A 12,570-nucleotide genomic window follows, 5' to 3' on the forward strand; every position below is an offset into this window, starting at 1 on the left:
CAACCTTCTGTCAGCATGATGTAAAAAAGCCTTACCCAGCAATGGATAAGGCTTTTATCACCCGCGGCCTATTACTCTGTATCAACTAGATACCAGAGCCATCAGCTTCGTCATCATCCTCATGCAGGCCACACTCGCGCTTGAGGCCAAAGAAGCGGGTATCTTCTTCCTTCATTCCCGGTTGCCATTTTTGGCTGGTGTGGGTATCACCAACCGACAGATACCCCTCATCTTTGAGCGGGTGATATGGCAGCTGGTGTACTGCCAAATACTGCTCAATATCACGATCACTCCAGTCGATCAGCGGCAGGAACTTGAACAGACCGTTTTGCACCGCCAGCACCGGCAAAGTTGCACGGCTCTGCGATTGCTCGCGGCGCAGACCGGCAAACCAAGCTGATATTCCAAGCTCATCCAAGGCACGGCGCATCGGCTCTACCTTATTGAGGCGGTTGTACTGCTTGATCCCGTCAAGCCCCTGCTCCCATAATTTTCCAAACCGTGCCTCCTGCCAGTTCGGGCTCAGCTCTGCACGGTAGACATGCAGATTCAGGTGCAACCGCTCGGTCAACTCATCGACAAACTGGTAGGTTTCCGGAAAAAGGTAGCCTGTGTCTGTCAATATCACAGGGATATCCGGCTTGATCCGAGTCACCATATGCAGCATCACAGCCGACTGGATACCAAAACTCGATGCCAACCCCAATTGTCCCGGCAAGTTGTCCAAGGCCCACCGGATACGTTGCTGCGCAGACATCGCTTCAAGCATGGCATTGACCTCGGCCAATTTCAGTATCTGCTCTACCTTGCTGGCCTGCAGCAACGCGGCATATTGGCTATCAGGCATAGAAATCCCTCTTTGAAACAAGTACCGGCTCAATAATTCCGGCACGGATGGTGAAGTCACCAAAATCTTCCCCGGCTTCTCGCTCCTTGGCCCAACGGCCAACCAGACTGTCCAGCTCGGAAAGAATTTGCTCGACCGTAATATTTTCACGATACATTTTCGGGATGCGGGTACCATTTCGATTGCCGCCAAGGTGCAAGTTGTAGCGACCTGGAGCCTTACCGACCAATCCCACTTCGGCCAACATGGCCCGGCCACAACCATTCGGGCAACCGGTGACACGCAAGATGATATTGTCATCCTTCGGCAGGCCGTACTTTTCCAGCAGCTGTTCAATGTCAGTGACAAACTCCGGCAGGAAGCGTTCAGCTTCGGCCATCGCTAATGGACAAGTTGGCAGCGAAACACACGCCATGGCATTTTTCCGCTGCTCGGACACACCATCATCGATCAGCCCGTGATCGCGAGCGATCTTTTCGATCCTACCTTTCTCACCAGCCGGCACGCCGGCAACAATCAAATTCTGATTAGCGGTCATACGAAAATCACCTTTATGGACTTTCGCGATCTCCGCCACTCCTGTTTTCAAAGGCTTACCCGGAAAATCCAGCAAACGGCCATTTTCAATAAACAACGTCAGGTGATGCTTGCCATCAATCCCTTCCACCCAGCCAATACGATCACCGCGTTCGGTAAACTCATAAGGGCGGCTTGGGGCAAAAACAATCCCGGCCCGTTTCTCGACCTCGGCCTTGAACACATCGACACCGACCCGATCCAGAGTGTATTTGGTCTTGGCGTTCTTACGGTTAGAGCGGTTACCCCAATCTCGCTGGGTCGTCACCACCGCCGCCGCCACATCCAGAGTTTTCTCCAGCGGCACAAAGCCAAAGTCATCGGCCTTGCGTGGATAGGTTGCCTTGTCGCCGTGGGTCATGGCCAGCCCGCCGCCCACCAACACATTGAAGCCAACCAACTGCCCCTGTTCGGCAATCGCGACAAAGTTCAGATCATTGGCATGGACATCGACATCGTTTTGCGGCGGGATCACCACGGTGGTCTTGAACTTCCTCGGCAGATACGTGCTACCCAAAATAGGCTCTTCGTCCGTACTCTCCAGCCTTTCACCATCCAGCCAAATCTCGGCATAGGCGCGAGTTTTCGGCAGCAGGTGCTCACTGATTTTTTTCGCCCACTCATACGCCTGCTGGTGAAGTTCGGACTCCACCGGGTTGGTAGTACACAGCACATTGCGGTTCACATCCCCCGCCGTCGCGATTGAATCAATCCCGATCTTGTTCAGGGTCTGGTGCATCAGCTTGATATTTGGCTTTAGCACGCCATGGAACTGGAACGTCTGGCGGGTGGTCAAACGGATACTGCCATACAGCGAATGCTCCTCGGCAAACTTATCAATCGCCAGCCACTGCTTGGGGGTGATCACCCCCCCCGGCATCCGGGCCCGCAGCATCACATTGTGCAGCGGCTCCAGTTTCTGCTTGGCGCGCTCGGCGCGGATATCGCGATCGTCTTGCTGGTACATCCCGTGAAAACGGATCAGCTGGAAATTATCCGCGGTGAAACCACCGGTGATCCGATCATTCAAATCTTTAACAATGGTGCCACGCAAGAAGTTACTTTCACGCTTGAGGCGTTCGTTATCCGACAGTTTTTGCTCGCTCATTAGTACACATCCTTCTGATAACGCTTGCTCTTGCGTAGTTCACTCAAATATTGCTCGGCCTGCTCGCGGCTCTGTTTACCCTGCTGTTCGACAATGGTGATCAGCGCGTCGTGGACATCTTTAGCCATTCGGGTGGCGTCCCCACAGACATAAATATGGGCACCATCCTGCAGCCACTGCCACACCTCGGCCGCATGTTCTAGCAGGCGGTGCTGGACGTAAACCTTCTCGGCCTGATCGCGACTAAATGCCACGTCAATCCGGTTAACTACACCGGACTTTAGGTACTTCTGCCATTCCACCTGATAAAGGAAATCTTCGGTGAAGGTACGGTCGCCAAAGAACAGCCAGTTCTTGCCTTCTGCGCCGCGGTTATCGCGCTCCTGGACAAAGGCTCGAAACGGCGCGATACCTGTTCCCGGACCGACCATGATCACCGGTGTCGCATCATCTTCCGGCAGCTTGAAATGGTTGTTAGGTTCAACAAATACCCTGACACCGTCACCTTCTTCCAGGCGCTGGGCCAGATAGCTGGAGGCCCCGCCCTGACGGGTTTCCTCCCCTTTTTGGTACTCCACCAGCCCAACGGTCAGGTGGACTTCCTCTCCGACTTCCTCCTGGCTCGAAGCAATCGAGTACAGGCGTGGGGTCAAACGACGCAGCAAGCCAAGCAGTTGCTGGGCACTCAGAGCTGCTTTTTTCTCACCCAGCACATCGATAATTTGGGTATTACCGGCATACTCCCGTAGCTTGTCTTTGTCCTCGACCAGCTTGGCCAACTTTTTACTGCCAGAGTGTTCAGCATATTTGGCCACCAGCTGTGGATTAGACAGCGTGATCTCATAGTGTTTGATCAGGGCCTCGCGCAGCGCCACCGACTCACCATCGACCTCAACCTGCTCATCAGCGGCGAGACCAACTTTGGCCAAAATCGCCTCGGCAAGGGCGGGATCATTGTCATACCACACCCCCAGAGCGTCGCCAGGCTGATAGGTCAGCCCCGACCCTTCAAGATCAATTTCTACATGGCGGACATCCTTCCCCGACTGCCGGCCGGTAATTTTCTGGCTGGTCAGCAGCGCGGCCGGGAACGGGTTCTTCTTGTTGTAAACCGATACCGCCGGCGCAGCCTGGCCCAGCGGCAACTGAACTACATCCGCTTCACCGGAGCCGTGATCCGATTTCAAGGCTTTCTCGACTTTGCCCAGCGCTTCGTCAAGCCACGCGGTCGCTGCCGACTCGTAATCCACATCGCAGTCTAGACGGGGGAGAAACGCGGTCGCGCCTTGCTTGCTGAGAAAGGCATCAAAATCTTTGGCTGTCTGGCAGAAGAACTCATAACTGGAGTCGCCCAAGCCCACCACGGCGTATTGAAGGTCAGGCAGCTTAGGCGCCTTTTTCGATTGCAGGAATTCATGCAGCTCGACAGCGTCATCGGGTGCTTCCCCCTCACCATGGGTGGAGGCCACAATAATGACATGGGTTTCCTTGGCGAGGTTTTTCCCCTTGTAATCCCCTGCGGCATAAAGCTCCGCCTCAATCCCCTTGGCATCGGCCTCTTGTTTCAGCTGCTCGGCAACCCCCTTGGCATTGCCGGTCTGGGAGGCATAAATAATCGTTAGCTTACCAGCAGGCTGACTGCGAGTTGCCAATGCCGGCGCCTGAGCCGGCTGAACTTGTCCGGCCCCCTGCGTTTGGCTAAGCCCCCAAAAATAACCACTGATCCACGCCAGCTGTTGTGGCGATAACTCGGCGGCAGCCTGCTGAAGTTGACCTATTTGCTGATCATTAAGCGGGCTGGCCAGAGCTGAAAGTTCCTTAAGTAACATGACACGACGATCCCTATACATTGCGTATGGGTTAGATTAGCTACTCAGAGAAATAACAAGAAAGAATAGATAAGAATGTTTTATAACGTTTTGTAAGGGTAATGAGCAAAAAAACTGCAGACTCAGCTGCAGTTTTTCTCAGTAATTCAAAAGGTATCGGCTATCCTCACCTGGTGAAAACCGACTTCGAATGCCCTCTCAGTGGCCGTATCAATATCGCGATAACATTTTTCGCTACCTGCCCCATCCGTTAGGGGGACAAAACCACCCCGTCGATGGCGGAATTCGACAATCCATCCATTCGCCTGGATGGAGGGTTCAATCACTGCTTCCACGATCTCGCTGTTGGCATAGAGGTTCTGCAATTCTGTTAACGTCATAAGCCCGAGCCCCTTCCCGTTTCACCTTTTATAAAAATGGTACAAAACCGAGAAAACAGGCAACAAAAAAGCCACGATTTCTCGTGGCTTTGGAATCGAAATAGAAAATGAATCGCTTAGATATCGATTTCGGCACCGATAAACCAGCCATCGGCGAAGAACTCAGCGTCGCCTTTGATAAAGTCGAAGTCATAGTCCATCACACGGTAGCCCGCACGCAGGTTCAGATCTGCGGCAACTAGCGGGATACTCCACTTCACGCCCGCCTGACCGTCTACCGTGCTGGTGCTGTCGTAGTTGCCGAAATTCAGATCACCGAACAGAGATAGCGGCGTCATAGGAATGCCCAGCTCAACATTACCGTAGAGGTTTGGCTGCCACTCGCTGAAGTTCTCATCACCGAACTTGCCCGAGTTGAACTTGGTCATGGTCACACCAAGATCGAACGCAACGGCATCGTTATCCAGGATTTCGTAATAGGCGGTGTATTCCGTTTGGCCGAACGACACAATGCCATTATCGACATCGGTGTAACGAAGGCGGAAGTTCGGCACCAAAGGAACGAAGTGCTCAAATGCCACATAGTAAGAGCCCGACGTATTGCTGTCTGACTCGCTACGGCTATCGTTAACCTTGGCGTCGTTGAACCAAGCATCAGCACCGACTTTTACCCCAAAAAGCGTTGCAGCCTGGGCAGGTGCTACCGCAGACAGTGCGACAGCAGCGGCTACCGCAGAAAGCGCTAATTTTTTCATTATGAGTCTCCGCTCTTTATTAGTTTTAAGATAAAAAACGGCCAGACTATAGCAGATGCCGGTTAAGAAAACTGCACCGACAATGCCAATCATCTACTTTCTTTTCAAATTTTTACATTCTACTTTTGGCCAATGGCCAAGCATGATCAGCGGTAGTGACGTTTTCTGTGGGCTTGCTCGGCCTTGTGCTCGCGGTAGAGCCATACCACGACCGCAATCAGCAACAGCCAAGGCAGCAATTTGAACATCACCCCAATCATGCCTGCGACTGCCATCACCACAAACCCAGCGGCAACCGCCAACGCCATCCCCAAAATACTCACGCCAGTACAGACCAATACCACGGCAAACACCAGCAAAAATAAAAACTCGATCATCGCTCTCTCCTTCGATATCCAGTAAGCACCATTGGCAATATCATTACCTTGTATGACTTAGGTATTGCACAAAGCAGACCAAGTTATTGAAACAATATTTATCTTTAAATATCAGGAAATTAAAAAAGGCATACCGCAAAACGGTATGCCTCTACATTCTTTGGCTTGGTCTATTTCGCCAACTGTTTGGCTTTTTTCACCATTGTTAGCCGGCGGGCTTAAACATCAAGATGGGCTGGGATCTTCGCCATAGCCTGCTCCAATACCTCGATCCCCGAGCCTGGCTTATGGGCATTTTCACTGATATGACGGCGCCACTGACGTGCCCCTGGCATATTCTGGAACAAACCCAGCATATGGCGGCTGATATGGTTCAGGTAAGTACCTTTGGCCAGTTCACGTTCGATATACGGGAACATGGCCTCAACAATCTCGCGGCGCTTTTTCACCGGTTTGTCTGAGCCATACAGGCGCTGATCAACGTCAGCCAGCAAGTAAGGATTTTGGTAAGCCTCGCGGCCAACCATAACGCCGTCCATATACTGCAGGTGCGCCTCGATTTCCGCCATGGTTTTCACCCCACCATTGATCCCCATCGTCAGGTGCGGAAAATCTTGTTTCAGCTGGTATACACGCGGGTAATCCAGAGGGGGGATCTCACGGTTTTCTTTCGGACTCAAACCACTCAACCACGCCTTGCGTGCGTGGATAGTAAAGTCCTCACAGCCGCCTTTTTCGCTAACAATGCGAATGAAGTCGGTCAAGAACTCATACGAGTCCTGGTCATCAATACCAATACGCGTTTTCACCGATACCGGGATATCCACCACTTCGCGCATCGCCGAAACGCACTGCGCCACCAAGTCGGCCTCCCCCATCAGGCAAGCACCGAAGCGACCATTTTGGACACGATCAGACGGACACCCCACATTGAGGTTGATCTCATCATAGCCACGCTCTGCCGCCAGCTTCGCGCACTGCGCGAGATCGGCCGGGTTTGAGCCACCCAACTGCAGTACCAGTGGGTGCTCTTCTTCGTTGTAAGCCAAGTAATCGCCCTTACCGTGGATAATGGCACCGGTCGTCACCATTTCGGTATAAAGCTGGGTACGCTCACTGATCAGGCGATGGAAATAACGGCAATGACGGTCGGTCCAATCGAGCATAGGGGCAATAGATAAACGACAGTCCGGGTACTGGCCCAGCTGTGTTTGCTCATTGTTGGACTGTTCGTTCATTACAACAGCAGTATCTGTCATCGGAAACCTCATTATCGACCGCTAAATCTATCGTTCCTGATGCTGGGACAAGAGCCAACACCAAGGATCTCACAACGCTGCAAGGAGGCGGATTCTACCCTATTACGGCCTCTATCCCAAATCACATCGTATTTAGCCCAAAAGATCAGATGCTCGGTACTGTAAAAGTCCGACAAAGCCCCCCCCCGAATTAGACGTGGCAGGCTCCTTGGATTTAAGACAACAGCACACCAAGAAAAAAGCCACAAAAGCTGAACACCCAACCTAAATTACTGATAAGAAACAGAAAAAACCAACAATAAAAGCCAAACAAAAACCACTACCAGCTTAATGGTGAAAACAGCCGCGTTTGCTGTACAACAAAAGTGAGGATCACACCACTTGCAATAAGATCATGGCAAGCCTGCAGCCCCCCGAAAAAGGATCACCATGAGACAAATACTTAAAGCAAAAAGAACACCATAGACTAATATGAGACGCGCACTTTCGGTTAAACACTTAAGGCGTTGATATTTAAATAAAAATCAATTTAACACCCATAGGCAAATTACTAAAATAGCGAACCCGCAAAATACCTCAAAGAGCTGCACAATCATAAAAACCAAATAAATTCATAAACTTAAATACAACAAAAATCCGAAGCCCAACCCTGTACAGCTTTAAGCTGGCAAAATCAGAAAAACCATAGCAGAACTAGGAGTCGCACACCCTAAGCCGGATCTAAGCGGGATCAACCTCCGGTGTTTTCTGGCAGACATAACGGAATCACCATAACTAACATCACTTTAGGCACGAGTATGGTAAGATGGAGCACTTATCGCTTGTATTTTGAGGTTATATGGCAAATAAAGGTCAGTTGCTGGCAACCGCCCAGCAGCTCTGTGAGCAACGAGGAGTAAGACTGACGCCTCAAAGACTGAAAGTTCTGGCTCTGATCATTGAGCACCACAGCTCCATCAGTGCCTATGAGCTATTGGATTTGCTGCGAGAAAGCGAACCACAAGCCAAACCTCCGACGGTCTACCGAGCGCTGGACTTTCTCCTTGCCCAAGGCTTTGTGCATAAAGTCGAGTCGACCAACAGCTATATTGCCTGTTGCTTACTGGGCCATGCAGATCACTGTTCCCAGCTTCTCATTTGCAGCCAGTGCGGTAACGTCGAAGAGTGCCATGACGAGGAACTAGCCAAACTCCTTCGCCAGCGTGCCGAGCAACGAGGCTTTGAGGTCACTAACCATGTCGTAGAAAGCCATGGTGTTTGCCAGCATTGTAAAAACAAGTAAGTTATTTTATTCAGACAGAGACAGTCGTTATTAGATTATGCGCGCAGAATTCGTAAACCCTTTCTTGGCGTCACTTTTGAATGTTCTCAAAACCATGGCGTCAATGGAGCTGGCTCCACAGAAACCCCGTCTTAAAAAAGATGAGGTCGCCAGAGGCGATGTTTCCGGCTTAATAGGTATGGTAGGCCCGAAAACCAGGGGATCGATGTCAATCACTTTCGATGAGGGGCTCGCGCTGGAAATAATGCAGAGAATGCTGGGCGAGCGCCCGCATAGTATTAATGAGGAAGTCACTGATATGGTGGGTGAAATCACCAATATGGTGACCGGAGGTGCCAAGCGCATCTTGGCCGAGAAAGGCTATGAATTCGATATGGCAACCCCTGCCGTCGTTTCCGGCCGCGGCCATACCATTACTCACAAGTGCGACGGCGCTATCATTATCATGCCGTTCGACTCTGAATACGGTAAAGCCTTTATCGAAATATGCTTTGACGGCTAGCCAACCTCCTGCCCTTTTGCTTTCAGCTAGCTTGGCTGGCTGGAAGCTATTCCCGCCGTTACCATCAAACTTATCACTTTGATTTTTATGTGAAGTTGCCACAAATCTCAGATAAAAGACTACCAACTGCCATATATTCGATCTAGACTCGATATGCTGGATAGGCATCAAGTCACTTATTCGTTTGATGTCCCCCTGCGCGTCATTTTGCTTCCCCGTAGGGGCTAAGCAAGGAAATACCCTCATTCAAAGGAAAGATCGTAACATGAACAAACTGACTGGAACCGTAAAATGGTTCAACGATGAAAAGGGCTTTGGCTTTATCTCTGGTGCTGATGGCAAAGATGTATTCGTCCACTTCAGTGCTATTCAGGCTCAGGGCCGTCGCACCCTACATGAAGGTCAAAGTGTTGAGTTTATCGTGACAGATGGTCAGAAAGGTCCACAAGCTAGCGAAGTTGTTGCGCTGTCTTAATGCCGCCGAAAACTCTCATAAAAAAAACGCCGCTAAGCGGCGTTTTTTATTATCTCGACACAGCCGGCAATTACTGGCGCCACTGTTTGAATGCGTTGATCAGACCGTTAGTCGAGCTATCGTGGCTCGCGATAGCCTCATCACCACCAAGCTCAGGTAGGATCTTGTTCGCTAGCTGTTTACCCAGCTCAACACCCCACTGATCAAAACTGTAGATATTCCAAATCACACCTTGAGTAAAGATTTTGTGCTCATACAGCGCGATCAGAGAACCCAATACCGATGGCGTAACCTGCTTGACCAAAATGGAGTTAGTCGGGCGGTTACCGTCAAAGACCTTGAATGGTACCAGTTCAGCGACCTCTTCCAGCGTTTTTCCTGCCGCTAGGAATTCCGCTTCAACCTGCTCTTTGGTTTTGCCGAAGGCCAATGCTTCAGTCTGGGCAAAGAAGTTGGCCATCAGTTTTGGATGGTGGTCGCTAAGTGGGTTGTGGCTGATGGCCGGTGCAATGAAGTCACATGGGATCAGCTTGGTTCCCTGGTGGATCAACTGGTAGAAGGCGTGCTGGCCATTGGTACCAGGTTCGCCCCAGATAATTGGGCCAGTTTGGTAATCGATCGGGTTACCACCACGGTCAACGCACTTACCGTTTGATTCCATGTTGCCCTGCTGGAAGTAAGCCGCAAAGCGGTGCAGGTACTGATCATAAGGCAGGATAGCCTCAGACTCGGCGCCATGGAAGTTGTTGTACCAAATACCGATCAAGGCAAGGATCACTGGCAGGTTCTGCTCAAGCGGCGCTTCAGCAAAGTGCTTGTCCATCGCATGGGCACCGTCAAGCAGCTCAACGAAGTTATCGAAGCCGATTGCTAGGCTGATAGACAGGCCGATGGCCGAACATAGAGAGTAACGACCACCAACCCAGTCCCAGAACTCGAACATGTTATCGGTGTCGATGCCGAAGTCCGCCACAGACTGGGCGTTGGTCGACAATGCTGCGAAGTGCTTGGCAACATGGCCCTGCTCGCCCGCAGCAGCCAGGAACCAATCACGTGCCGAATGGGCGTTGGTCATAGTTTCTTGCGTGGTGAAGGTCTTAGACGCAATCAGGAACAAGGTCGTTTCAGGGTTAAGACCTTTAAGGGTCTCGGCAATGTGGGTGCCGTCAACGTTCGATACGAAGTGCATGTTCAGGCGAGTTTTGTATGGCACCAGAGCTTCTGTCACCATGTATGGGCCAAGATCCGAGCCGCCGATACCGATGTTCACAACATCGGTGATTTCTTTGCCGGTGTAACCTTTCCACTCACCGTCAACAATACGCGCAGTGAAAGCTTTCATCTTTTCCAGTACCGCATTGACGTTTGGCATCACATCTTCGCCGTCAACCATGATTGGCGTATTACTGCGGTTACGAAGTGCCGAGTGCAGCACCGCGCGGTTTTCAGTCTTATTGATTTTCTCGCCGCTGAACAGATCGGCAATCGCCGCTTTGACTTCTGTCTGCTCAGCCAAAGCGAACAGCTTACCCATGGTTTCTTCAGTGATCAGGTTCTTGGAGAAATCCAGTAGGATGTCATCGCCGAAGTTGGCCGAAAACTTATTGAAACGCTCGCTGTCGCTGGCAAAAAGCTCGCTTAGCTGAAGGTCCTGTGCATTTTCAAAGTGTGCCGTTAGCGCTTTCCACGCCTCAGTTTGGGTTGGATTGATGTTTTTCAACATGATGAAATTCCTGATTTTTAATTGTTAATCCATTAGTCTTGTCAGCAAAACCCAAGTAATGGATCCCCGATCTTAGTAAATCTTGTTCGTAGCGTTGACCCTAGTGTAGCTCAACTTACTTGGTCAGCTAAATTTTTGTAATTTTACAACTTATGAATAATTATGACGTGAAGGCATACCTACCTTCATTGCGTCAGGTCACGAAATTCGAGAGTAAGTTGCAAGCCAAGGAAACCGTCAAATATTCACTAGGCGTCGCGTTTCTAGCGCCTACTTTAAGAAGGATAATAACGATGTGGTACCAAAAAACAATCCAGCTTCGCTCACGCGCCCGAGGCTTTCACCTGATCACCGATGAAATTGAACAACAAATTCCAGAGTTAGCCCAGCTCAATATCGGTCTCGCCCACCTCTTTATCCAGCATACCTCGGCCAGCCTGACCCTCAACGAAAATGCCGATCCGACAGTGCGCAGTGATATGGAGGCCCACTTCAACCACGTCGCACCAGAGCGCGCGCCCTACTACCAGCATACCTATGAGGGCGATGACGATATGCCGGCCCATATCAAGGCATCAATGCTGGGAAACAGTGTCAGTATACCAATCAGCAAGGGGCGGCTGGCTCTGGGCACCTGGCAGGGAATTTACCTTGGCGAGCACCGTGACCACGGTGGCAACCGTCGAGTGGTGATCACCCTGCAGGGGGTGTAATGCCTGCCGGGCGGCTTGAAAGGAATTAGCTACGGGCTACCAAGGAAAGGACGTTTTCTGGCGAGGCTTACGCTTTTTTTCGACCTCCACCACACACAGGTAGTCTTCGTGAAACTGCGGCAGCTCCAAGAGGGCCTTGGGTACATACAACCGGACTTTCGAATCTGCCAGAATAATCGTTTGCAACGTGTCCAGCGGCATACACACGATTTCACCGGCTGAGAGCTTCATCCCGTAATTCAAGCTCACTTTGCCGTTCTTACCGACGGATTTGACCAGCGGATAGCCAAACAAGCTCAGGGGCTCGGTGGTGAGCTTGATTGTCTCGTTAAAGGTGGCCTCGATATAGACCAGCTCGGAGTTTATCTGCTCGGCTAACTTGTCAACTTCGTGTTTGATGGCCGCGGAGAAAACCCACTCGTTGAGCACCGGTTCCCACTTGCCGCCTAACTGCAAACAGCGCTTGTACACAAAGCGGTTCTTGCGCCCGGTAGCCAGGGTGCAGATATCGATATTGCCCTGCTCCTCGAAGGGCATCAGCAGCCTGAACACCGCATCGTTGGCATGGTGGGCATAGCGGTCGGAGATCTCTTCGACATGGAGCATAAAGGTGCCCAGCGGCAACGTTTGGCTATTGTCATCAATAATGATTCGGCAGTGGCCAGACCCTTTGGTGCACAGGAAATAGGATTCCTTGCGCTCTAGCACAGTAAATTCTTGCATCTACCTCAATAACCTCAGCAT

The 12,570-nt window shown here is 51.1% G+C and carries 13 protein-coding genes; 4 read left to right on the forward strand and 9 right to left on the reverse strand.

Going from position 1 to position 12,570, the window contains the following annotated elements:
- Positions 1-85 precede the first annotated feature (85 nt).
- From PTW35_RS16085 to dusA, 7 genes are all read right to left on the reverse strand, one after another.
- Positions 86-847 (reverse strand): phosphoadenylyl-sulfate reductase, encoded by a 762-nt coding sequence (locus PTW35_RS16085; protein WP_281025829.1) that lies wholly within the window; start codon positions 845-847, stop codon positions 86-88.
- Positions 840-2,531 carry an assimilatory sulfite reductase (NADPH) hemoprotein subunit gene (cysI, locus tag PTW35_RS16090; protein WP_281025830.1) on the reverse strand — a complete coding sequence of 564 codons (1,692 nt, stop codon included), beginning with the start codon at positions 2,529-2,531 and terminating at the stop codon, positions 840-842. The genes PTW35_RS16085 and cysI overlap by 8 nt, the downstream gene beginning before the upstream one ends.
- Positions 2,531-4,360: an assimilatory sulfite reductase (NADPH) flavoprotein subunit gene (locus PTW35_RS16095; protein WP_281025831.1), complete on the reverse strand. Its 1,830-nt coding sequence runs from the start codon at positions 4,358-4,360 to the stop codon at positions 2,531-2,533. Before PTW35_RS16095 ends, cysI begins: the two co-directional genes overlap by 1 nt.
- Before the next feature lie 146 nt (positions 4,361-4,506).
- Positions 4,507-4,740: a hypothetical protein gene (locus tag PTW35_RS16100; protein ID WP_039466476.1), complete on the reverse strand. Its 234-nt coding sequence runs from the start codon at positions 4,738-4,740 to the stop codon at positions 4,507-4,509.
- 116 nt (positions 4,741-4,856) lie between these two features.
- Complete coding sequence (locus PTW35_RS16105; protein WP_281025832.1) at positions 4,857-5,495, reverse strand: TIGR04219 family outer membrane beta-barrel protein; 639 nt, start codon at positions 5,493-5,495, stop codon at positions 4,857-4,859.
- Between the two features lie 146 nt (positions 5,496-5,641).
- Positions 5,642-5,872: an envelope stress response protein PspG gene (gene pspG / locus PTW35_RS16110; RefSeq protein WP_281025833.1), complete on the reverse strand. Its 231-nt coding sequence runs from the start codon at positions 5,870-5,872 to the stop codon at positions 5,642-5,644.
- Between the two features lie 218 nt (positions 5,873-6,090).
- Complete coding sequence (gene dusA, locus PTW35_RS16115; protein WP_281027536.1) at positions 6,091-7,110, reverse strand: tRNA dihydrouridine(20/20a) synthase DusA; 1,020 nt, start codon at positions 7,108-7,110, stop codon at positions 6,091-6,093.
- An 859-nt stretch (positions 7,111-7,969) separates the two neighbouring features.
- Between dusA and zur the strand changes: the two genes are divergently transcribed.
- The 3 genes from zur to PTW35_RS16130 all read left to right on the forward strand — a co-directional run bounded on the left by zur (position 7,970) and on the right by PTW35_RS16130 (position 9,390).
- A complete protein-coding gene (zur, locus tag PTW35_RS16120) occupies positions 7,970-8,413 on the forward strand; it encodes a zinc uptake transcriptional repressor Zur (RefSeq protein ID WP_039466471.1) in 444 nt (147 codons plus the stop codon).
- 37 nt (positions 8,414-8,450) lie between these two features.
- A complete protein-coding gene (locus PTW35_RS16125; RefSeq protein ID WP_039466469.1) occupies positions 8,451-8,915 on the forward strand; it encodes a chemotaxis protein CheX in 465 nt (154 codons plus the stop codon).
- Positions 8,916-9,180: 265 nt separating this feature from the next.
- On the forward strand, positions 9,181-9,390 hold the full coding sequence (locus tag PTW35_RS16130; protein ID WP_039466466.1) for a cold-shock protein: 210 nt from the start codon (positions 9,181-9,183) through the stop codon (positions 9,388-9,390).
- Between the two features lie 70 nt (positions 9,391-9,460).
- Here PTW35_RS16130 and pgi read toward each other — a convergent pair whose 3' ends face one another.
- The gene (gene pgi, locus PTW35_RS16135) at positions 9,461-11,113 is read right to left on the reverse strand and encodes a glucose-6-phosphate isomerase (RefSeq protein WP_281025834.1); all 1,653 of its coding nucleotides are present in this window, start codon (positions 11,111-11,113) and stop codon (positions 9,461-9,463) included.
- A 293-nt stretch (positions 11,114-11,406) separates the two neighbouring features.
- Between pgi and PTW35_RS16140 the strand changes: the two genes are divergently transcribed.
- Positions 11,407-11,826: a secondary thiamine-phosphate synthase enzyme YjbQ gene (locus PTW35_RS16140; protein ID WP_281025835.1), complete on the forward strand. Its 420-nt coding sequence runs from the start codon at positions 11,407-11,409 to the stop codon at positions 11,824-11,826.
- 36 nt (positions 11,827-11,862) lie between these two features.
- Here PTW35_RS16140 and PTW35_RS16145 read toward each other — a convergent pair whose 3' ends face one another.
- On the reverse strand, positions 11,863-12,549 hold the full coding sequence (locus PTW35_RS16145) for a hypothetical protein (protein WP_281025836.1): 687 nt from the start codon (positions 12,547-12,549) through the stop codon (positions 11,863-11,865).
- Positions 12,550-12,570 lie beyond the last annotated feature (21 nt).

The organism is Photobacterium sp. DA100, assembly GCF_029223585.1.
Classification (GTDB): domain Bacteria; phylum Pseudomonadota; class Gammaproteobacteria; order Enterobacterales; family Vibrionaceae; genus Photobacterium.

Coding starts and splice junctions, on each gene's coding strand:
- PTW35_RS16085 (WP_281025829.1), bottom strand. CDS start 847: ATGCCTGATAGCCAATATGCCGCGTTGCTGCAGGCCAGCAAGGTAGAG.
- cysI (WP_281025830.1), bottom strand. CDS start 2,531: ATGAGCGAGCAAAAACTGTCGGATAACGAACGCCTCAAGCGTGAAAGT.
- PTW35_RS16095 (WP_281025831.1), bottom strand. CDS start 4,360: ATGTTACTTAAGGAACTTTCAGCTCTGGCCAGCCCGCTTAATGATCAG.
- PTW35_RS16100 (WP_039466476.1), bottom strand. CDS start 4,740: ATGACGTTAACAGAATTGCAGAACCTCTATGCCAACAGCGAGATCGTG.
- PTW35_RS16105 (WP_281025832.1), bottom strand. CDS start 5,495: ATGAAAAAATTAGCGCTTTCTGCGGTAGCCGCTGCTGTCGCACTGTCT.
- pspG (WP_281025833.1), bottom strand. CDS start 5,872: ATGATCGAGTTTTTATTTTTGCTGGTGTTTGCCGTGGTATTGGTCTGT.
- dusA (WP_281027536.1), bottom strand. CDS start 7,110: ATGAACGAACAGTCCAACAATGAGCAAACACAGCTGGGCCAGTACCCG.
- zur (WP_039466471.1), top strand. CDS start 7,970: ATGGCAAATAAAGGTCAGTTGCTGGCAACCGCCCAGCAGCTCTGTGAG.
- PTW35_RS16125 (WP_039466469.1), top strand. CDS start 8,451: ATGCGCGCAGAATTCGTAAACCCTTTCTTGGCGTCACTTTTGAATGTT.
- PTW35_RS16130 (WP_039466466.1), top strand. CDS start 9,181: ATGAACAAACTGACTGGAACCGTAAAATGGTTCAACGATGAAAAGGGC.
- pgi (WP_281025834.1), bottom strand. CDS start 11,113: ATGTTGAAAAACATCAATCCAACCCAAACTGAGGCGTGGAAAGCGCTA.
- PTW35_RS16140 (WP_281025835.1), top strand. CDS start 11,407: ATGTGGTACCAAAAAACAATCCAGCTTCGCTCACGCGCCCGAGGCTTT.
- PTW35_RS16145 (WP_281025836.1), bottom strand. CDS start 12,549: ATGCAAGAATTTACTGTGCTAGAGCGCAAGGAATCCTATTTCCTGTGC.